This is a genomic window from Streptomyces sp. NPDC006384, assembly GCF_042870695.1.
GTDB lineage: Bacteria > Actinomycetota > Actinomycetes > Streptomycetales > Streptomycetaceae > Streptomyces.
Genome location: NZ_JBIAHR010000003.1, coordinates 41,208 through 62,389 on the forward strand (window position 1 = coordinate 41,208; position 21,182 = coordinate 62,389).

At 71.7% G+C, this 21,182-nt stretch carries 21 protein-coding genes; 4 read left to right on the plus strand and 17 right to left on the minus strand.

Features of this window, described 5'->3' with window-relative positions:
• Positions 1-41 precede the first annotated feature (41 nt).
• From ACFYOJ_RS04335 to ACFYOJ_RS04350, 4 genes are all read right to left on the minus strand, one after another.
• Positions 42-755 (minus strand): DUF4097 family beta strand repeat-containing protein, encoded by a 714-nt coding sequence (locus tag ACFYOJ_RS04335; protein ID WP_356554336.1) that lies wholly within the window; start codon positions 753-755, stop codon positions 42-44.
• Between the two features lie 79 nt (positions 756-834).
• Positions 835-1,107 (minus strand): hypothetical protein, encoded by a 273-nt coding sequence (locus tag ACFYOJ_RS04340; RefSeq protein WP_356554338.1) that lies wholly within the window; start codon positions 1,105-1,107, stop codon positions 835-837.
• The gene (locus tag ACFYOJ_RS04345) at positions 1,104-1,454 is read right to left on the minus strand and encodes an ArsR family transcriptional regulator (protein WP_356554340.1); all 351 of its coding nucleotides are present in this window, start codon (positions 1,452-1,454) and stop codon (positions 1,104-1,106) included. Before ACFYOJ_RS04345 ends, ACFYOJ_RS04340 begins: the two co-directional genes overlap by 4 nt.
• 200 nt (positions 1,455-1,654) lie before the next feature.
• Positions 1,655-2,812: an acyl-CoA dehydrogenase gene (locus ACFYOJ_RS04350; RefSeq protein ID WP_356554341.1), complete on the minus strand. Its 1,158-nt coding sequence runs from the start codon at positions 2,810-2,812 to the stop codon at positions 1,655-1,657.
• A 181-nt stretch (positions 2,813-2,993) separates the two neighbouring features.
• Here ACFYOJ_RS04350 and ACFYOJ_RS04355 point away from each other — a divergent pair, with 181 nt between their 5' ends.
• Positions 2,994-4,337 carry a UDP-glucose/GDP-mannose dehydrogenase family protein gene (locus tag ACFYOJ_RS04355; RefSeq protein WP_356554343.1) on the plus strand — a complete coding sequence of 448 codons (1,344 nt, stop codon included), beginning with the start codon at positions 2,994-2,996 and terminating at the stop codon, positions 4,335-4,337.
• A 103-nt stretch (positions 4,338-4,440) separates the two neighbouring features.
• Here the strand turns inward: ACFYOJ_RS04355 and ACFYOJ_RS04360 are convergent, their stop codons facing one another.
• Genes ACFYOJ_RS04360 through ACFYOJ_RS04370 form a run of 3 tightly spaced genes read right to left on the minus strand, consistent with a single transcriptional unit; the run spans position 4,441 to position 7,336 of the window.
• Entirely contained in the window at positions 4,441-5,619 is a 1,179-nt protein-coding gene (locus tag ACFYOJ_RS04360) for a dipeptidase (protein ID WP_356554344.1), read from the minus strand.
• 5 nt (positions 5,620-5,624) lie between these two features.
• On the minus strand, positions 5,625-6,164 hold the full coding sequence (gene purE / locus ACFYOJ_RS04365) for a 5-(carboxyamino)imidazole ribonucleotide mutase (RefSeq protein WP_356554345.1): 540 nt from the start codon (positions 6,162-6,164) through the stop codon (positions 5,625-5,627).
• Positions 6,161-7,336, minus strand: coding sequence for a 5-(carboxyamino)imidazole ribonucleotide synthase (locus tag ACFYOJ_RS04370; protein ID WP_356554347.1), 1,176 nt, complete (start codon positions 7,334-7,336; stop codon positions 6,161-6,163). Before ACFYOJ_RS04370 ends, purE begins: the two co-directional genes overlap by 4 nt.
• Positions 7,337-7,494: 158 nt before the next feature.
• Between ACFYOJ_RS04370 and ACFYOJ_RS04375 the strand changes: the two genes are divergently transcribed.
• Positions 7,495-7,986, plus strand: a complete 492-nt coding sequence (locus ACFYOJ_RS04375) for a GtrA family protein (RefSeq protein WP_356554349.1) — start codon at positions 7,495-7,497, stop codon at positions 7,984-7,986.
• 14 nt (positions 7,987-8,000) lie between these two features.
• Here ACFYOJ_RS04375 and ACFYOJ_RS04380 read toward each other — a convergent pair whose 3' ends face one another.
• Together ACFYOJ_RS04380 and ACFYOJ_RS04385 are read right to left on the minus strand one after the other, a co-directional pair.
• Positions 8,001-9,278 (minus strand): ATP-binding protein, encoded by a 1,278-nt coding sequence (locus ACFYOJ_RS04380; protein WP_356554351.1) that lies wholly within the window; start codon positions 9,276-9,278, stop codon positions 8,001-8,003.
• 70 nt (positions 9,279-9,348) lie between these two features.
• Positions 9,349-10,026, minus strand: coding sequence for a response regulator transcription factor (locus tag ACFYOJ_RS04385; RefSeq protein WP_356554353.1), 678 nt, complete (start codon positions 10,024-10,026; stop codon positions 9,349-9,351).
• A 478-nt stretch (positions 10,027-10,504) separates the two neighbouring features.
• On the opposite strand from ACFYOJ_RS04385, the gene ACFYOJ_RS04390 reads away from it, so the two are divergent.
• Positions 10,505-12,043 (plus strand): oligopeptide:H+ symporter, encoded by a 1,539-nt coding sequence (locus tag ACFYOJ_RS04390; protein WP_356554354.1) that lies wholly within the window; start codon positions 10,505-10,507, stop codon positions 12,041-12,043.
• A 70-nt stretch (positions 12,044-12,113) separates the two neighbouring features.
• Here ACFYOJ_RS04390 and ACFYOJ_RS04395 read toward each other — a convergent pair whose 3' ends face one another.
• From ACFYOJ_RS04395 to ACFYOJ_RS04405, 3 genes are all read right to left on the minus strand, one after another.
• Positions 12,114-12,473, minus strand: coding sequence for a hypothetical protein (locus ACFYOJ_RS04395; RefSeq protein WP_356554355.1), 360 nt, complete (start codon positions 12,471-12,473; stop codon positions 12,114-12,116).
• Between the two features lie 267 nt (positions 12,474-12,740).
• On the minus strand, positions 12,741-13,313 hold the full coding sequence (locus ACFYOJ_RS04400) for an ATP-binding protein (protein WP_356554357.1): 573 nt from the start codon (positions 13,311-13,313) through the stop codon (positions 12,741-12,743).
• A 195-nt stretch (positions 13,314-13,508) separates the two neighbouring features.
• Complete coding sequence (locus ACFYOJ_RS04405; RefSeq protein WP_356554358.1) at positions 13,509-13,886, minus strand: STAS domain-containing protein; 378 nt, start codon at positions 13,884-13,886, stop codon at positions 13,509-13,511.
• A gap of 251 nt (positions 13,887-14,137) precedes the next feature.
• Here ACFYOJ_RS04405 and ACFYOJ_RS04410 point away from each other — a divergent pair, with 251 nt between their 5' ends.
• Positions 14,138-15,052, plus strand: a complete 915-nt coding sequence (locus tag ACFYOJ_RS04410; RefSeq protein WP_356554359.1) for an RNA polymerase sigma factor SigF — start codon at positions 14,138-14,140, stop codon at positions 15,050-15,052.
• A gap of 98 nt (positions 15,053-15,150) precedes the next feature.
• Here the strand turns inward: ACFYOJ_RS04410 and ACFYOJ_RS04415 are convergent, their stop codons facing one another.
• From ACFYOJ_RS04415 to hutU, 5 genes are all read right to left on the minus strand, one after another.
• A complete protein-coding gene (locus ACFYOJ_RS04415) occupies positions 15,151-15,483 on the minus strand; it encodes a hypothetical protein (RefSeq protein WP_356554361.1) in 333 nt (110 codons plus the stop codon).
• A gap of 86 nt (positions 15,484-15,569) precedes the next feature.
• A complete protein-coding gene (hutI, locus tag ACFYOJ_RS04420; protein ID WP_356554550.1) occupies positions 15,570-16,745 on the minus strand; it encodes an imidazolonepropionase in 1,176 nt (391 codons plus the stop codon).
• Positions 16,746-16,783: 38 nt separating this feature from the next.
• The gene (locus ACFYOJ_RS04425) at positions 16,784-18,127 is read right to left on the minus strand and encodes a formimidoylglutamate deiminase (RefSeq protein WP_356554362.1); all 1,344 of its coding nucleotides are present in this window, start codon (positions 18,125-18,127) and stop codon (positions 16,784-16,786) included.
• Positions 18,124-19,341 (minus strand): allantoate amidohydrolase, encoded by a 1,218-nt coding sequence (locus ACFYOJ_RS04430; protein ID WP_356554364.1) that lies wholly within the window; start codon positions 19,339-19,341, stop codon positions 18,124-18,126. Before ACFYOJ_RS04430 ends, ACFYOJ_RS04425 begins: the two co-directional genes overlap by 4 nt.
• Positions 19,338-21,083, minus strand: coding sequence for a urocanate hydratase (hutU, locus tag ACFYOJ_RS04435; RefSeq protein WP_356554365.1), 1,746 nt, complete (start codon positions 21,081-21,083; stop codon positions 19,338-19,340). The genes ACFYOJ_RS04430 and hutU overlap by 4 nt, the downstream gene beginning before the upstream one ends.
• Positions 21,084-21,182 lie beyond the last annotated feature (99 nt).

Genomic DNA, 21,182 nt, shown 5'->3' on the forward strand with positions numbered 1-21,182 from the left:
CGGCACGGCCGGACGAGGCCGCCCCGGTCGCCGCGGCACCGTCAGCCGACGGCGGTGACGGCGAGGTTCCCGCCGCCCGTGCGGGCCTTCACCCTGTGCGCGGAGGCCGGATCACCGGCCACGTCCACCCGGCGGTCGCCGCCGTCGGCCCTGGCGTCCACCGCGTAGGGGCCCGCGGGCAGCCGCACCGTGACGTCGCCGCCCCCCGACTCGGTCTCGACCCGGTCGGGCGCCGCGGTGAAGGAGGCGTCGATGTCGCCGCCGCCGCTGCGCGCGGCGACCTTCTTCGCCGCGACCCCGTCGATCCGTATGTCGCCCCCGCCGGCCTCCGCGTCCACGGCCCCGGCAAGGCCCCGCACGGTGATGTCGCCGCCGCCCGTGTCCACGGACAGGACGGTGCCGCGCGGAACCGTGAGGGTGTAGTCGACGCTGCACTCACCGGAGTCGCCCTTCGCGCAACCGGGAGCGTCCAGGGTGAGCGCGCCGTCGCGCACGGAGTGTCGGGTGCGCGGCTTCTCGTCCTCGTACGCGATCCGCTCGGTGACGTCGACCGCCGGGCCGTCCCCGGCGACCACTTCGACGTTCCCGCCGTTCGACGTGACGCGCAGGGACGTCACCTTGTCGTCGACCCGGTACCGCGACTCGTCCACCACGGTCTTCTCGCCGCACGCCGTGAGCGCGGCGCCGGCGAGGACGGCCGACACGACGGCCAGGACGGGACGGCCGGATCTGTTTCCGACGCGCTTCGCGTGCATGGTTCGGTTCTCCCTGGGTGAGGTCCGGCGGGAAGGGGATCGGCGGTGCGCAGGGCGACGGGCCGGTGCCCGGTCGCGGCTACTCGACGTCCTTGAGGGTGCGTTCCATGGACTCGACGCGCGCCCGTACGTCGCCGAGCTGGGCGGAGATCTCCGACAGCCGCTGGTCCAGCAGTTCCTGTGTGGTCAGGGCCATCTCGGTGAGCCGCCGGTACTCCTGCTCACGGGCGAGGACGGCCTTGGCGCGCTGTGTCTTGCCGATCTGCCGCAGGGCCACGATGATCACGGGCGTGAGCAACAGCAGGACGCCCAGCGTGATGATGATGCCGTTCAGATCGTAGATGTGGTTCATCGTTCCCCCTCGGCCTGGCCGGCCTCTTCTTCGGTCGCGACGGTGATCGTCTCGGCGAGCCTGATGACACTGCGTGGAGTCAGGTCCAAGGCGAAGGGCACGACTTCGTAGTACTTCATCGCCTTTCCGTCCTCCGAGACCTCGATCGTGGAGGTGACCAGGCCGGCGCTCTCCAGCTTGCGCAGGTGCACCTGCAGCAGGGCCCGGCTGATGCGGAGCTCCCGGGCCAGCCGGCTCACGTAGTTGCGCTCCCTGGCCACGGCCGCGACGACACGCAGCCGATGCGGGTTGGACAGAGCGGCGAGCACCTTCGTCAACTCGTCTCCGGTGAGATCAGAGAGGTTCATACGGACTCCTTGCTCCTGCCAAAAAAAATTAGCAGGTGCCAGCGATGCGTACAACGAGTTGGCTCGATCATTGCGCGGTCATGGCGGAAAGCCACCCGTGACGCACGAGGGCCGGGCCGTGCGCGCCCAAGCCGCGCACACGGGAAGCGGCCCCCGGCGTCTCTCGCCGGGGGCCGCTTCTCGTGCGGGGGGCGTGCTCGTCAGGGGAGGTTCCTCGCCATGACGATGCGCTGGACCTGGTTCGTGCCTTCGTAGATCTGGGTGATCTTCGCGTCGCGCATCATGCGCTCCACCGGGTAGTCACGGGTGTAGCCGTAGCCGCCGAGGAGCTGGACGGCGTCCGTGGTGACCTCCATGGCGATGTCGGAGGCGAAGCACTTGGCGGCGGCGCCCAGGTAGGTGAGGTCGGCGTCGCCGCGCTCGGAGGCGGCGGCGGCCTGGTAGGTCAGGGCGCGGGCGGCCGAGATCTTCATGGCCATGTCGGCGAGCATGAACTGGACGCCCTGGAAGTCGGCGATCGGCTTGCCGAACTGCTTGCGCTCCTGGACGTAGCCCTTGGCGTAGTCGAGGGCGCCCTGGGCGATGCCGAGGGCCTGGGCGGCGATGGTGATGCGGGTGTGGTCCAGCGTCCTCATCGCGGTGGCGAAGCCGGTGCCCTCCTCGCCGATCATGCGGTCGGCGGGGATGCGGACGTCGTCGAGGTAGACCTCGCGGGTCGGGGAGCCCTTGATGCCGAGCTTCTTCTCCGGGGCGCCGAAGGAGACGCCCTCGTCGGACTTCTCGACGACGAAGGCGGAGATGCCCTTGGAGCGCTTGGCGGGGTCGGTGACCGCCATGACCGTGTAGTACTCGGAGACGCCGGCGTTGGTGATCCAGCGCTTGACGCCGTTGAGGATCCAGTGGTCGCCGTCGCGCACGGCCCTGGTCTTCATGCCGGCCGCGTCGGAGCCCGCGTCGGGCTCGGAGAGGCAGTAGGAGAACATGCCGTCGCCCTTGGCGAGCGGGGTCATGTACTTCTTCTTCAGCGCCTCGGAGCCGGAGAGGATGACGGGGAGCGAGCCGAGCTTGTTCACCGCGGGGATGAGGGAGGAGGACGCGCAGACGCGGGCCACCTCCTCGATGACGATCACCGTGGCGAGGGCGTCGGCGCCCGCGCCGCCGTACTCCTCGGGGACGTGTACCGCGTGCAGGTCGTTCGCGGTCAGGGCGTCGAGGGCCTCCTGCGGGAAGCGGGCCTCCTCGTCGACGGCCGCGGCGTGCGGCGCGATCTTCGCCTCGGCCAGCGCGCGGACGGCGTCGCGGAGCATGTCGTGCTCCTCGGACGGGCGGTACAGGTCGAAGTCAGCCGATCCGGCCAAGGTCTCTCACGCTCCAAAACAGGGTGATGCTGGGCACGCTAACTACTGTTAAGTAACCCAAATTTTAGAGCCCTGTGCGCGGTCGTGGATAGGTGAGGTTGACGACAGCCGTCCGGACGGTCGGCACGGCGCCCCCGATATGCTCGGCCCGCACGCCCGCCGTACATCCCTGGAGCACCCCATGGCCCTCAAGATCACCGTGATCGGCACCGGCTACCTCGGCGCGACCCACGCGGCGGCCATGGCCGAGCTCGGTTTCGAGGTCCTCGGGCTGGACGTGGTGCCCGAGAAGATCGAGATGCTCCAGCGGGGCGAGGTCCCGATGTACGAGCCGGGTCTGGAGGAGCTGCTGCGCAGGCACGTGGCGGGGATCGGGGGGTCCAGCGGCCGGCTGCGCTTCACCACCGACTTCGCCGAGGTCGCGGCCTTCGGCGACGTGCACTTCCTGTGCGTGAACACGCCGCAGAAGCACGGCGAGTACGCCTGCGACATGTCGTACGTCGACTCCGCGCTGGCCTCGCTCGCGCCGCATCTCCGCGGACCCGCGCTGGTCGTCGGCAAGTCGACCGTGCCGGTGGGCTCCGCGGACCGGCTGGCCGCCTACCTCGCCGAGCACGCCCCGGCGGGTGGTGACGCCGAGCTCGCGTGGAACCCGGAGTTCCTGCGGGAGGGCTTCGCCGTCCAGGACACGCTGCACCCCGACCGGATCGTGGTCGGGGTGCGCAGCGAGCGGGCCGAGAAGCTGCTGCGCGAGGTGTACGCCACGCCGGTCGCCGAGGGCTCCCCGTTCGTGGTCACCGACTTCCCGACGGCCGAGCTGGTGAAGACGGCCGCGAACTCCTTCCTGGCGACGAAGATCTCCTTCATCAACGCGATGGCGGAGGTCTGCGAGGCCGCCGGCGGCGACGTCGCCAGGCTGGCGGAGGCCATCGGGTACGACGACCGGATCGGGAAGAAGTTCCTGCGGGCCGGGATCGGCTTCGGCGGCGGCTGCCTGCCCAAGGACATCCGGGCGTTCATGGCGCGCGCCGGTGAGCTGGGCGCCGACCAGGCGCTGACCTTCCTGCGCGAGATCGACTCGGTCAACATGCGCCAGCGCGGCCGGATGGTGGAGCTCACCCGGCAGGCGCTGGGCGGTGGCCCCTTCCTGGGCAGGCGCGTCGCGGTGCTGGGCGCCACCTTCAAGCCCGACTCGGACGACGTGCGGGACTCCCCCGCGCTGAACGTCGCCGGGCAGATCCACCTCCAGGGCGCGCAGGTGACGGTGTACGACCCGAAGGGCATGGAGAACGCCCGGCGGCTGTTCCCGACGCTCGGGTACGCCGGCTCGGCGCTGGAGGCGGTGCGGGGCGCGGACGTGGTGCTGCACCTGACGGAGTGGCGGGAGTTCCGCGAGCTGGACCCGCAGGCGCTGGGCGAGGCGGTGGCGGCACGGGTGGTCCTCGACGGGCGCAACGCCCTGGACGCGGAGGCCTGGCGGCGGGCCGGGTGGACGTACCGGGCGATGGGCCGTCCGACGGGCTGAACACCGGACGGCCCAGGCCCTGCGGGGCCTGGGCCGTGGGCGGTACGTCACCTCCGCCGTCCCGGTCGCCCGGCGTGCGCCGGTGCCGGGGGGAGGCCGCCGTTCAGCCGTCGAGTTCGGTGATCGTCGCGTTCGACGGGCCCCGTGTCGCCCGGAGCGCCCGGGCCACGTCCTCGGCGTCGCCCAGTACCCGGACCGCGTTCTTCCAGGTCAGCTTGGCCAGGTCGGCCTGGGACCAGCCGCGGTCGAGCAGTTCGGCGACGAGGTTCGGGTAGCCGGAGACGTCGTTCAGGCCGTCCGGGGTGAAGGCGGTGCCGTCGTAGTCGCCGCCGATGCCGAGGTGGTCGACGCCGGCGACCTCGCGCATGTGGTCGAGGTGGTCGGCGACCGTGGACACGGTGGCGACGGGGCGCGGGACGCGTTCCTCGAAGGCGCGGTGGATCCTCATCGCCTCGGGGCTGGTGTCCAGGTGGTGGAAGCCGTGCGCGCGCAGGTTCTCGTCGGCGGCGGCCGTCCAGTCCACGGCGGCCTGGAGCACGAACTTCGGCACGAACGTCACCATCGCCACGCCGCCGTTGGCGGGCAGGCGCTCCAGCACGTCGTCCGGGATGTTGCGCGGGTGGTCGCAGACGGCGCGGGCGGAGGAGTGCGAGAAGATCACCGGCGCGGCGGAGGTGTCCAGCGCGTCGCGCATCGTCGTCGCGGCGACGTGCGAGAGGTCGACGAGCATGCCCTCGCGGTTCATCTCCCGCACGACCTCGCGGCCGAAGGCCGACAGGCCGCCGACGCCGGGCTCGTCGGTCGCCGAGTCCGCCCACGCCACGTTCTCGTTGTGGGTGAGCGTCATGTAGCGCACGCCGAGCGCGTACAGGGCGCGCAGGGCGGCCAGCGAGTCGTCGATGGAGTGGCCGCCCTCGGCGCCCATCAGCGACGCGATACGGCCCTCCGCGCGGGCCGCCTCCATGTCGGCGGCGGTCAGCGCGGCCCGCAGCTCCCCGGGGTGCCGGTCGATCAGCCGCCGTACGCAGTCGATCTGCTCCAGCGTCGCCGTCACCGGGGCGGGCAGGCCCGAGGGGACGTACACCGACCAGTACTGCGCGCCGACGCCGCCGGACCGCAGGCGGGCGAGGTCGGTGTGCAGGTGGGCGGACTGGTCGGCGGCGATGTCCCGGGCGTCGAGGTCGTAGCGGACCTGCTCGCGCAGGGCCCAGGGCAGGTCGTTGTGGCCGTCGACGACGGGGAACTCCCGCAGCAGCTCCCGGGCCCGGTCCAGGGAGGTCATCGGCGTCACTTCCCGAAGCCGAAGGCTCCGGAGCCCTCGGCCTTGGCGCGCAGCCGCTTGCCCTTCTCGGTGGCCTGGTCGTTCAGCTCCTGCTGGAACTCGCGCATCCGGGCGAGCAGCTCCTCGTCGTGCGCGGCGAGCATGCGGGCGGCCAGCAGACCGGCGTTGCGGGCACCGCCGACGGAGACGGTGGCGACGGGCACGCCGGCCGGCATCTGCACGATGGACAGGAGGCTGTCCATGCCGTCCAGGTACTTCAGCGGCACCGGCACGCCGATGACCGGCAGCGGGGTGACGGAGGCGAGCATGCCGGGCAGGTGGGCGGCACCGCCCGCGCCCGCGATGATCGCCTTCAGTCCGCGGCCGGCCGCCTGCTCGCCGTACGCGATCATCTCGCGGGGCATGCGGTGGGCGGAGACGACGTCGACCTCGTAGGGGATCTCGAACTCGTCGAGGGCCTTGGCGGCGGCCTCCATCACGGGCCAGTCGCTGTCCGACCCCATGACGATGCCGACGACCGGGCTGTCCGGGCTGGCCTGGCTCATTCGGTGATCGTCCCTCTCAGGTAGCCGGCAGCGTGACGGGCGCGCTCCAGCACGTCGTCCAGGTCGTCGCCGTAGGTGTTGACGTGGCCGACCTTGCGGCCGGGCTTCACGTCCTTGCCGTACATGTGGATCTTGAGCTGGGGGTCGCGGGCCATGCAGTGCAGGTACGCGGAGTACATGTCGGGGTAGTCGCCGCCGAGGACGTTGACCATGACCGTCCACGGGGCGCGCGGGCGCGGGTCGCCGAGGGGGAGGTCGAGGACGGCGCGGACGTGGTTGGCGAACTGCGAGGTGATCGCGCCGTCCATCGTCCAGTGGCCGGAGTTGTGCGGGCGCATCGCGAGCTCGTTGACGAGGATGCGGCCGTCGCGGGTCTGGAACAGCTCGACGGCGAGGTGCCCGACGACGTCCAGCTCCTTGGCGATGCTGAGCGCCATCTCCTCGGCCTTCAGCGCCAGGTCCCGGTCCAGGCCGGGGGCGGGTGCGATCACCGTGTCGCAGACGCCGTTCACCTGCCGGGACTCGACGACGGGGTAGGCCACCGCCTGGCCGTGCGGGGAGCGGACGACGTTGGCGGCCAGCTCGCGGACGAAGTCGACCTTCTCCTCCGCCAGCACGGGCACGCCGGCGCGGAAGGGCTCGGCGGCCTCCTCGACGGAGCCGACGACCCACACGCCCTTGCCGTCGTAGCCGCCGCGGACGGTCTTCAGGACGACCGGGAATCCCCCACTCTCGGCTTCGCCCGAGCGGGAGGGGCCCCCATCGCCCTCCGCCGCGAAGGCGGCCACGTCGGCCGGATCGGTGACGATCCGGTGCCGGGGGCAGGGGATCCCGATCTCCGTGAGCTTCGCGCGCATCACCCCCTTGTCCTGGGCGTGGACCAGCGCGTCGGGCCCCGGACGCACGGGGATGCCGTCCGCCTCCAGGGCCCGTAGGTGCTCGGTCGGTACGTGTTCGTGATCGAAGGTGATCACGTCGCAGCCCCTCGCGAACGCGCGCAGCGTGTCCAGGTCGCGATAGTCGCCGACGACGACATCACCGACGACCTGCGCCGCGGAATCCTGAGGGGTGTCACTGAGGAGCTTGAACCTGATGCCCAGCGGGATGCCCGACTCGTGTGTCATACGCGCGAGCTGGCCCCCGCCGACCATGCCGACTACCGGGAACGTCACACCCCTAGCGTATCGGCCGCGCGGGGCCCACCGGTCTGCCGGCCGTTTCCCCCGCCTCCCCCGGGGCGCTCCGCCCCCGTGCCCGCAGGAAGATCGCACACCCGGGTGGTTAGCATGGCCGGATCGACGACGACCGATGGACGGGAGCCTGCACGACCATGGGACATGGTTCCTCGGGTGCCCGGACGGCTCCCCCCGCTCCTCCCGCGCCGCGCGCCGCGATGCGGGAGCGGATCGTACGGCTGGTCCGTGAGGTCGCGAAGTTCGGCGCCGTGGGCGGCGCGGGCGTCCTGGTCAACCTGCTGGTCTTCAACCTGGTGCGGCACACGACCGACCTCCAGGTGGTGCGGGCCAGCATCGTCGCCACCGTCGTCGCGATCGTCTTCAACTACCTGGGCTTCCGGTACTTCACCTACCGGGACCGCGACAAGAGCGGCCGCACCCGCGAGATGTCGCTGTTCCTGCTGTTCAGCGCGGTCGGCCTGGTGATCGAGAACGGTGTGCTGTACACCGCGACCTACGGCTTCGGCTGGGACAGCCCGCTGCAGAGCAACATCTTCAAGTTCCTCGGCATCGGCATCGGCACGCTGTTCCGTTTCTGGTCGTACCGCACCTGGGTCTTCCGCACCCTGCCGCCCCCGAGCCGCTGAGGCTGTCTCCCCCCTCAGCGCACCGTCGGGCCGGTGCGCTCCGACGACGCTTTCTTCGACGGCTGCGTGCGGGACAGGAAGAGGCCGAAGACGGGGGGCCGGGACTGCAGGAGCTCCAGGCGGCCGCCGTCGGCCTCGGCGAGGTCCCGGGCGACGGCCAGCCCGATGCCGGTCGAGTTCCGCCCGCTGATGGTGCGCTCGAAGATCCGCGCCCCCAGGTCGGCGGGGACGCCCGGCCCCTCGTCCGTCACCTCGACGACCGCCTGGTTGCCGGTGACGCGGGTGCGCAGGGCCACGGTGCCGCCGCCGTGCATCAGGGAGTTCTCGATCAGCGCGGCCAGCACCTGCGCCACCGCGCCGGGTGTGCCCACGGCCGTCAGGTGCCGCTTGCCGGAGCTGACGATCGCCCGGCCCGAGCTGCGGTAGGCGGGGCGCCACTCGGCGATCTGCTGCTGGATGACGTCGTCCAGCTCGAAGGTGACGGCGGAGCCGCTGCGCGGGTCGCGGGAGTTGGTCAGCAGCCGGTCCACGACGTCCGTCAGCCGCTCCACCTGCGACAACGCGATCGTCGCCTCCTCCTTCACCGTCTCCGGGTCATCGGTGAGGGTGATCTCCTCCAGCCGCATCGACAGCGCGGTCAGCGGCGTGCGCAGCTGGTGGGAGGCGTCGGCGGCCAGGCGGCGCTCGGCGGTCAGCATCCGGGCGATGCGTTCGGCGGAGGCGTCCAGCACGTCGGCGACGCGGTCCAGCTCGGGGACGCCGTAGCGCTTGTGGCGGGGGCGCGGGTCGCCGGAGCCGAGGCGTTCGGCGGTCTCGGCGAGGTCGGTGAGCGGGGAGGCGAGGCGGTTGGCCTGGCGGACCGCCAGCAGAACGGCGGCGATCACCGCGAGCAGCGCCACCAGGCCGATGATCAGCAGGGTCCGGCCGACCTCGCGGGTCACCGAGGAACGCGGCTCCTCGACGACGACCGTCTCGCCCTCCTCGCCGGTGGCCTCGCCCCGGATGACGTCGCCGTCCGGTTCGCCGCCGACCCGGATGACCGGCCGGCCGGGGATGCGGATCTCGGCGTAGCGGTCGTCCTCGACCTGCTGGCGCAGCACCTCCGCGTCGACGCTGCCGGTGCCGAGCAGGCGGCTGTCCACGATGCTGGCCAGCCGGGCCGCCTCCAGATCCACCCGCTCCTGGGCGGTGCTGCTGATGGTGCGGGTCTCGACGATGACGAGGGAGACGCCGAAGACGGCGATCACGACGAGCACCACGGCGAGCGTGGACTGGATCAGTCGGCGGCGCATGTCCCCTGTGTTTTCCCGGTTCCCTCATGTACCCGCGTGCGTGCATGCACCCGCGTGCGGCCCTGGGGGCTCAGCTCTTCTCGAAGCGGAAGCCCACGCCGCGCACGGTGGCGATGTAGCGCGGGTTGGCGGCGTCGTCGCCCAGCTTCTTGCGCAGCCAGGAGATGTGCATGTCGAGGGTCTTCGTCGACGACCACCAGGTGGTGTCCCAGACCTCGCGCATCAGCTGGTCGCGGGTGACGACCCGGCCCGCGTCGCGCACCAGGACCCGCAGCAGGTCGAACTCCTTGGCGGTGAGCTGGAGCTCCTCGTCGCCCATCCAGGCGCGATGGGACTCGACGTCGATGCGCACGCCGTGCGTGGCGGGCGGCTGCTGGGGCTCGGCGGCACCGCGCCGCAGCAGGGCCCGGACCCGGGCGAGCAGCTCGGCCAGCCGGAACGGCTTGGTGACGTAGTCGTCCGCCCCGGCGTCCAGGCCGACGACGGTGTCCACCTCGTCGGCGCGGGCGGTCAGGATGAGGATCGGCACGGCCTGCCCCTCGGAGCGCAGCCGGCGCGCGACCTCGAGTCCGTCCATGCCGGGCAGCCCGAGGTCCAGCACCACCAGGTCGACACCGCCCTGCAGCCCGGCGTCGAGCGCGGCGGGTCCGTCCTCGCGCACCTCGACCTCGTACCCTTCCCGGCGCAGTGCGCGGGCCAGCGGCTCCGAGATGGACGCGTCGTCCTCGGCGAGCAGTACACGGGTCATGAGCTGATGGTAGTCCGCCCGGAGCAGCGCCCGGAGGGGATCGGCCCGCCTCGCGGTCCCGGGTACGGGCCTGCGACTGTGGGATGCCATCCTGGAACGGACCTTCGAACGGCCGTCCGCGGTTCCGTTCCGGCCTGTGATCCGCGTCTCAAGTGCTTCCATACCGGGCGGTGTCCTGCCGTATGGTGAATCAGCGCCTGTAGCACCCAGAGGACCTTTGGCGACAGTTCGACGCTGAAGGTCTCTTTCGTGTGCGGGCCGGTCCACGGCCGGCCTTGAAAGGAATGACCTGTGGCCGGGCCTCGTCGCGTGCAGTGAAGCGCGCGGAGGCGTGGATCCCGGTGGTCGCCGTCCATCGCTCCGTGATCCGGGGCGAAATCCCTCAGGCGTGGGGTCGGGCGGACGAGACCGCCGGTGCCGGCTGCCCCCACCGGGCGCGCATCGCCTCATGAGCGCGTCCCGACAGCAAGGAACGACCATGGCGTCCAGCCTGACGAAGGACTCGGTCCGTCCGGGCACCCCCGGGTCCGGGAAGACCTTCTTCGGCCACCCCCGCGGACTGGCCACTCTCTTCATGACCGAGATGTGGGAGCGTTTCAGCTTCTACGGCATGAGGGCCCTGCTCGTCGTCTACCTGCTCTCCGGCGGCCCTGACGCCAAGGACGGCAGCATGGGCGGCGGCCTGGGCATGGACCTGGCCACGACGACGGCGATCTACTCCGTCTATCTGTCGATGGTCTACCTGCTCGCCATGCCCGGCGGCTGGCTCGGCGACCGGGTCTGGGGCCCCCGCAAGACGGTGGCGGTCGCGGCGATCACGATCATGGCCGGTCACCTCGTGCTGGCACTGCCCGGCGGTCAGGCACCGTTCTTCGCGGGTCTGGCGCTGGTGGCGCTCGGCTCCGGTCTGCTGAAGGCCAACATCTCCACGATGGTGGGCCACCTGTACGACGGACCGGACGACCCGCGTCGTGACGGCGGCTTCACGATCTTCTACATGGGCATCAACATGGGTGCCTTCTTCGCTCCGCTGATCATCGGCACCGTCGGCCAGAAGGTGAACTGGCACCTCGGCTTCGGCCTCGCCGCCGTCGGTATGGCCATCGGCCTCGTCTCCTTCCTGCTCGGCACCCGCAACCTGAGCCCGGAGAGCAACGTCGTCCCGAAGCCGCTGGCGGCCGAGGAGCGCAGGATGTGGCTGCGCAAGGGCATGATCTGGCTGATCGTGGCGGCCGTCTTCTACGGCATCGTCGGCTTCACCGGCCACTTCACCCTGAACTGGGCGATGATCCCGCTCACCGTGATCGGCCTGATCATTCCGGCGGGCGTGCTGTTCCGGATCAAGCGGGACAAGGAGCTGTCGGACGTCGAGCAGTCGAAGATGACCGGTTACATCTGGTTCTTCGTCGCCGCCGCCGTCTTCTGGATGATCTACGACCAGGGTGGTTCCACGCTCCAGGCCTTCGGTGAGACGCAGGCCTCCGACTCCCTGCTCGGCTTCACCTTCCCGTCGTCCTGGTACCAGTCGCTGAACCCGGTGTTCATCATGGCGCTGGCACCCGTGATGGCCTGGGTGTGGCTGTGGCTGAACCGCAAGGGCAAGGAGCCGAGCACGGTCGCGAAGTTCGCCGCCGCCCTGTTCTTCGTCGGCGTGTCGTTCTTCTTCTTCCTGCTGCCGCTGGGCATGGCCTCCGACGGCACCAAGGTCACCCCGATGTGGCTGGTCGGCATCTACCTGATCCAGACCGTCGGTGAGCTGTGCATCTCGCCGGTCGGCCTGTCGGTCACCACGAAGATGGCTCCCGCCAAGTACGCCAGCCAGATGATGGGCGTGTGGTTCCTCGCCGTCACCGCCGGCGACTCGGTCACCAGCCTGCTGTCCAACTCCGCCGTCGGCGGGGTGGACCTCAACGGCCGGGGTGCGGTGGCCGTCGAGGCGGCCCTCGCGGTCATCGCCGGTGTGGCGATCTACATGTACCGCCGCAAGGTCAAGTCGCTGATGGGCGACGTGCGCTGACCGCACAGCCGTATGCCGAGGGCCGTCACACCACCCGGTGTGACGGCCCTCGGCGTTCCCGGCCGGACGGTCAGGACTTGGTCTGCACCGACCAGGACCGGGTGAAGCTGCTGAAGCCGCACGTCACGGTCGACTTCTGGCCCGGCTTCTTCCAGGGGCCGTAGAGCACCACCGGGATCTCGTGCGGGGTGCCACGGCCCCGGACGATGTCGCACACGAGCTTCACGCGGTGCTGCGCGACCTTCTTGCCCTTGCTCGACTTCTTGCACGACGACGTGCCCCTGGGCCGTCCCAGGTCCAGGTGCACCTCGGCCTTGCACGTGTAGGTGGCGCCCGCGGCCTGGGCCGGCGCCGCCGTCACCAGGCTTCCCCCGGTCGCGGTGAGCACGGCCGCGACGACGCCGCCCGTGATCCTCTTCCCCCGGATCATTCGCATTCTCTTCCCGTTTCTCGGCGCACGGGCACGGCTGGTCATTTCACGTGCGCGGATACGCCGGTTGTCGTGTCGACGGGCGTTCGCCCGTGCGATCACCGAGACGGTAGGCACTGAATGATCTTGGGAGCAAATCGGCTCCGGCCAGGGGCCGCGGCCCGGGACACGGTCCCCGGCCCGGGGAACGGAGCGCCGGCCGGACAGCACAAAGCGCTCCTGCGGCATGACCGCGGGAGCGCAGGGGAAGGCGACGAAACCGGCTCGCTACCCGGGAGCGCCCAGCTCCGCCCAGACGCGCTTGCCCGGGACGCCCGGGGTGCGGGCGACGCCCCAGTCCAGGCAGAGCCGCTGCACGATGAACATGCCGTGGCCGCCGGGGCGCCCGGCGCGGTGCGGGGTGCGGGGTGCGGGCTGGCCGGTGCCGCGGTCGGAGACCTCCAGCCGGATCACCTTCTTTTCGCAGGTGATCCGCAGCTCGTCCGGCCCCTCGGCGTGCAGACACGCGTTGGTGACCAGCTCGGACACGACGAGGAGGACGTCCTCGGCGGCGGCACGCTGGTCGGCGGTGGCGGAGGGCAGCCAGCCCCAGTCGTACAGCGCCTGGCGGGTGAAGTCGCGGGCGAGCGGGACGACGCCGCTCTGGCCGTCGAAGCTCAGTCTGCGGACCTGGGGACCGGCGACGGCCGCCGAGGCGGCTGCGGGCACGCCGGACCCGGCAGCGGGCGTGCCGTCACCCCGGGGCTCACCGGGTCCCGGGGCGCCTCCGTCGGACGCTCCGGAAGCGCCGCTGGGCTCCGGACCGCGGTCGCCCGGCGAGTAGGGCCGGGTGGTGCTCATCAGCGCTTCACCTCACCGATTCACCAGTTCACGTTTCAACGTCGTACACAGTCACAGTCACACTCACGGTCAGAAGGTCTCCTGCCCGACCGGACCGGCGGAACACCCCTGTGTTCGCCACGGAACACGGGACGGGGTGAGAACGCCGGCACCAGTGGCCGCACGGGACCCGCCGCCGCGGCCGAGGGCGACGGCTCAGCCGGTCGCGTCGGCCAGGGCGGACTCGAGGGTGTCGTGGAGGGTGAAGACCGCTTCGGCCCCCGTGATCTCGAACACGCGCGCCACCACCGGCTGCATTCCGACGAGATGTACGCCACCCCCCGCGGCCTCCGCCTTCAACCGTGCGCCGAGCAGGACGTTGAGTCCCGTGGAGTCGCAGAACTCCAGACGCGAACAGTCGACGACGAGCCGGCTGAATCCCTTGGCGAGGCACTCCTCCAGCGGCTCGCGCAACAGATCGGCGGTGTGATGGTCCAGCTCACCCGCCGGGGTCACGACGGCACTGGGGCCCTCTTCCCGCACCTCGACCATTAGCCGGCCCGACTGTGCGCTGCCGACCGTCCCGCGGTCCATGCCGTCTCTCTCTCCCGACGTCGTGACTGCTTGCTGACGCCCTCGCACACTACGCCTTCCCGCGGCACTCCGTCACCCGTACAACTGCACACAAATGGACATAACCGCACAGAAGACACTTGCGGTGGCCTCGGTAAACCCGGTAGGGCTAGGAGAGACACGTACCCGACACGGCCGGCTTTGGAGGCGCCGCACACCGCAGTGCACGAATTGGCTTCGGCAGCCGTATGCCGAGAACGATGGAGGACATCATGTCACCCCGGCTCGACGGACCGCGTACCCGAAAAGCGACGTCGACACTCCCTCCGGAACATCTGGATCCCATCGAGCAGCACGACGCGCTCGTCGACCGCGACGGCGCACTCGCCGGACTTCCGGACATCCCCGCCTACGACGAGGTCGCTCCGGCGGACGCCCGAGCCCTGTCCAAGACCCTCTTCGAGCGACTGGAGTCGCTGGAGGAAGGCACTCACGAACACGCGTACGTACGCAACACGCTCGTCGAGCTCAACCTCGCCCTGGTCAAGTTCGCCGCCTCCCGCTTCCGCTCCCGCAGCGAGCCGATGGAGGACATCATCCAGGTCGGCACGATCGGCCTGATCAAGGCGATCGACCGCTTCGAGATGTCCCGCGGGGTGGAGTTCCCCACCTTCGCGATGCCGACCATCATCGGCGAGATCAAGCGTTTCTTCCGTGACACCTCGTGGTCCGTGCGCGTCCCGCGCCGGCTGCAGGAGCTCCGGCTCGACCTGGCCAAGGCCGGTGACGAGCTGGCCCAGCGCCTGGACCGCTCCCCGACCGTGTCCGAACTCGCCGAGCACCTCGGCCTGTCCGAGGACGAGGTGCTCGAGGGCATGGCGGCGTCCAACGCCTACACCGCCTCCTCGCTGGACGCCCAGCCGGAGGAGGACGACGCGGAGGGGGCGCTCGCCGACCGCATCGGCTACGAGGACCACGGGCTCGAGGGCATCGAGTACGTCGAGTCGCTCAAGCCCCTGATCGCCGAACTGCGGCCCCGGGACCGGAAGATCCTGTCCCTGCGCTTCGTGGCGGGCATGACCCAGTCGGAGATCGGCGAGGAACTCGGCATCTCCCAGATGCACGTGTCCCGGCTCCTGTCGCGCACGCTGGTACGGCTGCGCAAGGGACTGACGGTCGAGGAGTGATCCTCACCGGGTGACGCTCGTCCTCCCCAGAGGGGCGGTCCGGTCCGGACCGCCCCTCTCCGGGTCTCCTCCCGGGTTCCGTGCCTGCCGGCTCTTCCTCAGTCGCCCGTCCGGGTGTTGACGAACAGGGCGGCCGTCGGGAGGAGCGGGGCCAGGACGCTGAGCAGCCGGTAGGTCCCGGGGGTGAGCGCCGTCCTGCGCCGCAGCGGCGCGTTGGCCAGCCACCACAGCATGCCGAAGAGCGCGGCGACGGGGGCGGCGATCAGCAGCCGGCCCAGCACGCCGTCGTTCTCGGTGGGTTCACGCGTCGTCAGGCCGGCCGTCGCGAGCGGCCCGTTCGGCAGGTAGTACCACAGCAGCCGGACGGGCACCACGCCCGGGATCCCGAGCAGCAGGTTCACCGGCAGCGGAGCCGACCAGTGCTTCGTCATCCGTCCCCCTCTCCCCGGCCGTGACCGTAGCGCAGGGGCGACGGGCGTCCGCCGTCGCTCCCGCGCGGTCCCCGCGGGCGGCGGCGTCACACCACGCGTACGCCGCGCCGCCACACGGCCTCGACCAGGGGCACGCCGGGCCGGTAGGCCAGGTGGACGTGGCTCGGGGCGTCGAGGAGGGTCAGGTCGGCACGGGCGCCCGGGGTGATGCGTCCGATGTCGTCGCGGCGCAGGGCGGCGGCGCCGCCGGCGGTGGCCGACCAGACGGCCTCGTCCGGGGTCATCCCCATGTCGCGCACGGCGAGCGCGATGCAGAAGGGGACGGAGGAGGTGAAGGACGAGCCGGGGTTGCAGTCGGTGGAGAGCGCGACCGTGACGCCGGCGTCGAGGAGGCGGCGGGCGTCGGGCCACCGGGCGCGGGTGGAGAACTCGGCGCCGGGCAGCAGGGTGGCGACGGTGCGGCTGTTCGCCAGGGCGTCCACGTCGGCGTCGGTGAGGTGGGTGCAGTGGTCGGCGCTGGCGGCGTCGAGTTCGACGGCGAGCTGCACTCCGGGGCCGTAGGAGAGCTGGTTGGCGTGGACGCGCGGGTGCAGGCCCTTGGCCTTGCCCGCGGTGAGGATGGCGCGGGCCTGGTCGCCGTCGAAGGCGCCCTGCTCGCAGAAGACGTCGATCCAGCGGGCGTGCGGGGCGCAGGCGTCGAGCATCTCGCCGGTGACGAGGTCGACGTAGGCGGCCGGGTCGCCGGCGAGTTCGGGGGCGACGATGTGGGCGCCGAGGAACGTCACCTCGTCGGTGTGGCGGGCGGCGATGCGCAGGGCGCGGGACTCGTCGGCGGTGGTCAGGCCGTAGCCGGACTTGGTCTCGAAGGTCGTGGTGCCCTGGCGGAGGGCCTCGGCGAGGTGACGGGTGAGGTTCGCCTCGAGTTCCTCGTCGGTGGCGGCGCGGGTGGCGGCGACGGTGGTGCGGATGCCGCCGGCGCTGTAGGGGCGGCCGGACATGCGGGCGTTGAACTCCTCGGTGCGGTCGCCCGCGAAGAGGAGGTGGGAGTGGGAGTCGACGAAGCCGGGGAGGACGGCCCGGCCGCCCGCGTCGACGCGGTTGTCGGTGGCGGGTGCTTTGCTTGATCCACCGGTCCACGCGATGCGGTCGCCCTCGATGACGACGGCCGCGTCCCGGACCAGTCCGAGGGGGGTCCCGTCGCCGAGGGAGGGGTCGTTGGTGACGAGTGCGGCGATGTTGGTGATGACGGTGCTGCTGCTCATGGGGTCCGTGGCGTCCTCGTGGGGGCGGGGGCGGGTGGTCATGCGCGCAGGGCTTCCACGGCCCGCGCGAGAGCCCGGGGGACGTCGGGCACGAGGGTGTGCGCCCCGTCGCGCACGACGTGCCGTCCGCCCACGACCGTGTGCCGTACGTCCGCCGCGGTCGCGGCGAATACGGCCGTCTCGGCGCCGAGCCTGGGCAGCGGTCCGGCTGTCCTGACCGAGTCGAGGGCGATCGTGGTGAGGTCTGCACGGGCGCCTGCCTCGATGCGGCCGGTGTCGTCCCAGCCGAGGGCGGCGTGGCCGTCGGCGCCGGCGGCGCGCAGCAGGGCGGCGGCGGTCCAGTGGCCGCGGGTGCGGGTGCGCAGCCGCTCGTTCAGCTCCATGGCGCGCGCCTCTTCCAGCAGGTCGATGACGGCGTGGCTGTCGGAGCCGAGGGAGAGCGGGGAGCCGGCCCGCTGGAGGGCGGCCGCGGGGCCGATGCCGTCGGCGAGGTCGCGTTCGGTGGTCGGGCACATGCAGGTGCCGGTGCGGCTGCCGCCGAGCAGGGCGATGTCCTCGTCGGTGAGGTGGGTGTTGTGGACGCCGGTGGTGCGGGGGCCGAGCACGCCGTGGTCGGCGAGGAGGCGGGCCGGGGTGCATCCGTGGGCCCGCAGGCAGGCGTCGTTCTCGGCGGTCTGCTCGGACAGGTGCACGTGCAGCGGGGCCCGCCGCTCCTCCGCCCAGCGCGCCACCGTCGCCAACTGGCCTGCGGGCACGGCCCGTACGGAGTGGACCGCGGCACCGATCCGTGCGTGGTCCCGTTCCCCGAGAACCGAACAGCGCTCGGCCCAGGCGTCCGCCGTCCCGTCGGAGAAGCGGAGCTGGTGGGTGCTGGGAGGCTCGCCGAAGCCGGAGGACAGGTAGCAGGTGTCGAGGAGGGTGATGCGGATGCCGGCGTCGGCGGCGGCCTCGATCAGGGCCTCGCCCATCTCGTTGGGGTCGGCGTAGGGGGTGCCGCCGGGGGCGTGGTGGAGGTAGTGGAACTCGCCGACGGCGGTGATGCCGGCCAGGGCCATCTCGGCGTACACCGCGCGGGCGAGGTCGCGGTAGGTCTCGGGGGTCAGCCGGTCGGCGACCGAGTACATGACCTCGCGCCAGGTCCAGAAGGTGCCGGAGCCGACCTGGACGGTGCCGCGCAGGGCGCGGTGGAAGGCGTGCGAGTGCGCGTTGGCGAGTCCCGGCAGGGTGAGGCCGCGCAGGATCTCGGCGCCGGGCGGCGGGGCGGGGGTGTCCGTGCGGACGGCGGTGATGCGGCCGTCGCTCACGTCCACGGCGACGCCCGGCTCGACGTAGGTGCCGAGCCAGGCGTGTTCCAGCCAGTACGTCCGCGGGGTGGGGGTCACGTGCGGGCCAGCCCTTCCAGTACGTCGGCGAGTGCGGTCACCCCGGCCACGCAGTCGTCCTCGGCGGCGTACTCGGCCGGGGAGTGCGAGACGCCGGTGGGGTTGCGTACGAACAGCATGGCGGTCGGGACGCGTCCGGAGAGGATTCCGGCGTCGTGTCCGGCGCCCGTGCCGAGGACGGGGACCTTCAGTTCCGTGTCGCTGCCCAGGATGCGGGCGAGTTCGTCGCGCAGGGCGTGGTCGAACTCGACGACGGGCGTGAAGGACTCGCGGACGACGTCGAGGTCGACGCCGTGGGCGGTGGCGTACTCGCGGGCGGCCCGCTCGATGCCGGTGACGACGGTGTCCAGGCTCTCCTGGTCGGCGGCGCGGGAGTCGAGCCAGCCGCGGACGAGGGAGGGGACGGCGTTGACGCCGTTCGGCTCGACGGCGACCTTGCCGAAGGTGGCGACGGCACCGGCGAGTTCGGCCTCCCGGCGGGCGGCGAGGACGGTCTCGGCGTAGGACAGCATGGGGTCGCGGCGGTCGGCGAGGCGGGTGGTGCCGGCGTGGTTGGCCTCGCCGCGGAAGTCGAACCGCCAGCGTCCGTGCGGCCAGATGGCGGACGCGATGCCGATCCGGTCGCCGGACAGGTCGAGGGCGCGGCCCTGTTCGACGTGGAGCTCGACGAAGGCGCCGATGCGGCCGAGGCGTTCGGGGTCGGGGCCGATGGCGTCCGGGTCGTGGCCGGCGGACTCCATGGCCTGAGGGAGGGTGATGCCGTCGGCGTCGGTGAGGCGGTGGGCCTGTTCGACGGTGAGGGCTCCGGCGGTGAGCCGGGAGCCGACGCAGGCGAGGCCGAAGCGGGCGCCCTCCTCGTCGCCGAAGTTGACGATGCCCAGCGGTCTGGTGATCCGCGCTTCCCTGTGGCGCAGTTCGTCCAGGGCCGCGAAGGCGGAGACCACGCCGAGGGGGCCGTCGAAGGCGCCGCCGTCGGGGACGGAGTCCAGGTGGGAGCCGGTGACGACGGCGTCGCCCGCGGCCGGGTCGCCCAGCCAGGCCCACTGGTTGCCGTTGCGGTCGGTCTCGTAGGCCAGTCCGCGGGTCTCGGCCTGCTGCCGGAACCAGGCCCGGCAGTCGGCGTCGGCGCCGGTCCAGGCGAAGCGGCGGTAGCCGCCGGAGGCGGAGCTGCGGCCGACCGGCAGCAGCTCCGCCCACATGCTGTGGAAGCTCACGCGCCGTCACCCTCGTGCGCCTCGTGGGTCCCGTCGCCCTCGCGCATGGGCACCCGTACGCCCCGCTGCTCGGCGACGGACTCCGCGATGTCGTACCCGGCGTCGACGTGTCGGACGACGCCCATGCCGGGGTCGTTGGTGAGGACCCGGCGGATCTTCTCTCCGGCCAGCGGGGTGCCGTCGGCGACCGTGACCTGCCCGGCGTGGATCGATCGGCCCATGCCGACGCCGCCGCCGTGGTGGATCGACACCCAGGAGGCGCCGGAGGCCACGTTGACCATGGCGTTGAGCAGCGGCCAGTCGGCGATGGCGTCGGAGCCGTCGAGCATGGCCTCGGTCTCGCGGTAGGGGGAGGCGACGGAGCCGCAGTCGAGGTGGTCGCGGCCGATGACGATCGGCGCGGCCAGTTCGCCGCTCGCGACCATGTCGTTGAAGCGCTCGCCGGCCTTGTCGCGTTCGCCGTAGCCGAGCCAGCAGATGCGGGCGGGCAGGCCCTGGAAGTGGACGCGCTCACCGGCCATCCTGATCCAGCGGGCCAGGGACTCGTTCTCGGGGAAGAGGTCGAGGACGGCCTTGTCGGTCCTGGCGATGTCGGCGGGGTCGCCGGAGAGGGCGGCCCAGCGGAAGGGGCCCTTGCCCTCGCAGAACAGGGGGCGGATGTAGGCGGGGACGAAGCCGGGGAAGGCGAAGGCCCGGTCGTATCCGGCGAGCTGGGCCTCGCCGCGGATGGAGTTGCCGTAGTCGAAGACCTCGGCGCCGGCGTCCTGGAAGCCGACCATGGCCTCGACGTGCCGGGCCATGGACTCGCGGGCGCGGGTGGTGAAGCCGGCCGGGTCCTTGGCGGCGGCGTCGGCCATGTCCTCGAAGGCGATCCCGACGGGGAGGTACGACAGGGGGTCGTGGGCCGAGGTCTGGTCGGTGACGATGTCGACGGGGGCGCCCTCGGCGAGCATCCGCGGCAGGAGTTCGGCCGCGTTGCCGAGCAGGCCGATGGAGAGCGGGCGCCGGGCGTCGCGGGCCTCGGTGGCGAGCCGGAGGGCGTGGGCGAGGCTGTCGGCCTTCACGTCCAGGTAGCGGTGCTCGATGCGGCGTTCGATGGCGCGCGGGTCGCAGTCGATGCAGATCGCGACGCCGTCGTTCATCGTCACGGCCAGCGGCTGGGCGCCGCCCATGCCGCCGAGGCCGGCGGTGAGGGTGATGGTCCCGGCGAGGGTGCCGCCGAACTTCTTGGCGGCGACGGCGGCGAAGGTCTCGTAGGTGCCCTGGAGGATGCCCTGGGTGCCGATGTAGATCCAGGAGCCGGCCGTCATCTGCCCGTACATGGTCAGGCCGAGCTGCTCCAGGCGGCGGAACTCCTCCCAGTTCGCCCAGTCGCCCACCAGGTTGGAGTTGGCGATGAGGACGCGCGGGGCCCACTCGTGGGTCTGCATGACGCCGACCGGGCGGCCCGACTGGACGAGCATCGTCTCGTCCTGCCTGAGGGTCTTCAGGGTGCGGACCATGGCGTCGAAGGAGCGCCAGTCACGGGCGGCCTTGCCGGTGCCGCCGTAGACGACGAGCTTGTCGGGGTGCTCGGCGACCTCGGGGTCGAGGTTGTTCTGCAGCATCCGCAGGGCGGCCTCCTGCTGCCAGCCCAGGGCGCTCGGCTCGGTGCCGCGCGGCGCTCGGACAAGCCTGGGGGACGGCCCGGAGGGCCTCGGTTGAGGGTGGTGGGGGGAGACGGGCGGGCGGGATCCGGACATGGTCTGCCTCCTGGTGGCTTGCTCCCGGCGGATGAATACTGCGGATATTCATATCCTCGCCCTGTGAATAAAGCTAGTCAATAGGTCCGTGTCCCGGCA

Coding starts and splice junctions, on each gene's coding strand:
- ACFYOJ_RS04375 (WP_356554349.1), top strand. CDS start 7,495: ATGGGACATGGTTCCTCGGGTGCCCGGACGGCTCCCCCCGCTCCTCCC.
- ACFYOJ_RS04415 (WP_356554361.1), bottom strand. CDS start 15,483: ATGACGAAGCACTGGTCGGCTCCGCTGCCGGTGAACCTGCTGCTCGGG.
- ACFYOJ_RS04385 (WP_356554353.1), bottom strand. CDS start 10,026: ATGACCCGTGTACTGCTCGCCGAGGACGACGCGTCCATCTCGGAGCCG.
- ACFYOJ_RS04335 (WP_356554336.1), bottom strand. CDS start 755: ATGCACGCGAAGCGCGTCGGAAACAGATCCGGCCGTCCCGTCCTGGCC.
- ACFYOJ_RS04405 (WP_356554358.1), bottom strand. CDS start 13,886: ATGGACCGCGGGACGGTCGGCAGCGCACAGTCGGGCCGGCTAATGGTC.
- ACFYOJ_RS04395 (WP_356554355.1), bottom strand. CDS start 12,473: ATGATCCGGGGGAAGAGGATCACGGGCGGCGTCGTCGCGGCCGTGCTC.
- ACFYOJ_RS04340 (WP_356554338.1), bottom strand. CDS start 1,107: ATGAACCACATCTACGATCTGAACGGCATCATCATCACGCTGGGCGTC.
- ACFYOJ_RS04400 (WP_356554357.1), bottom strand. CDS start 13,313: ATGAGCACCACCCGGCCCTACTCGCCGGGCGACCGCGGTCCGGAGCCC.
- ACFYOJ_RS04355 (WP_356554343.1), top strand. CDS start 2,994: ATGGCCCTCAAGATCACCGTGATCGGCACCGGCTACCTCGGCGCGACC.
- ACFYOJ_RS04410 (WP_356554359.1), top strand. CDS start 14,138: ATGTCACCCCGGCTCGACGGACCGCGTACCCGAAAAGCGACGTCGACA.
- purE (WP_356554345.1), bottom strand. CDS start 6,164: ATGAGCCAGGCCAGCCCGGACAGCCCGGTCGTCGGCATCGTCATGGGG.
- ACFYOJ_RS04380 (WP_356554351.1), bottom strand. CDS start 9,278: ATGCGCCGCCGACTGATCCAGTCCACGCTCGCCGTGGTGCTCGTCGTG.
- ACFYOJ_RS04390 (WP_356554354.1), top strand. CDS start 10,505: ATGGCGTCCAGCCTGACGAAGGACTCGGTCCGTCCGGGCACCCCCGGG.
- ACFYOJ_RS04345 (WP_356554340.1), bottom strand. CDS start 1,454: ATGAACCTCTCTGATCTCACCGGAGACGAGTTGACGAAGGTGCTCGCC.
- ACFYOJ_RS04360 (WP_356554344.1), bottom strand. CDS start 5,619: ATGACCTCCCTGGACCGGGCCCGGGAGCTGCTGCGGGAGTTCCCCGTC.
- hutI (WP_356554550.1), bottom strand. CDS start 16,745: ATGAGCAGCAGCACCGTCATCACCAACATCGCCGCACTCGTCACCAAC.
- hutU (WP_356554365.1), bottom strand. CDS start 21,083: ATGTCCGGATCCCGCCCGCCCGTCTCCCCCCACCACCCTCAACCGAGG.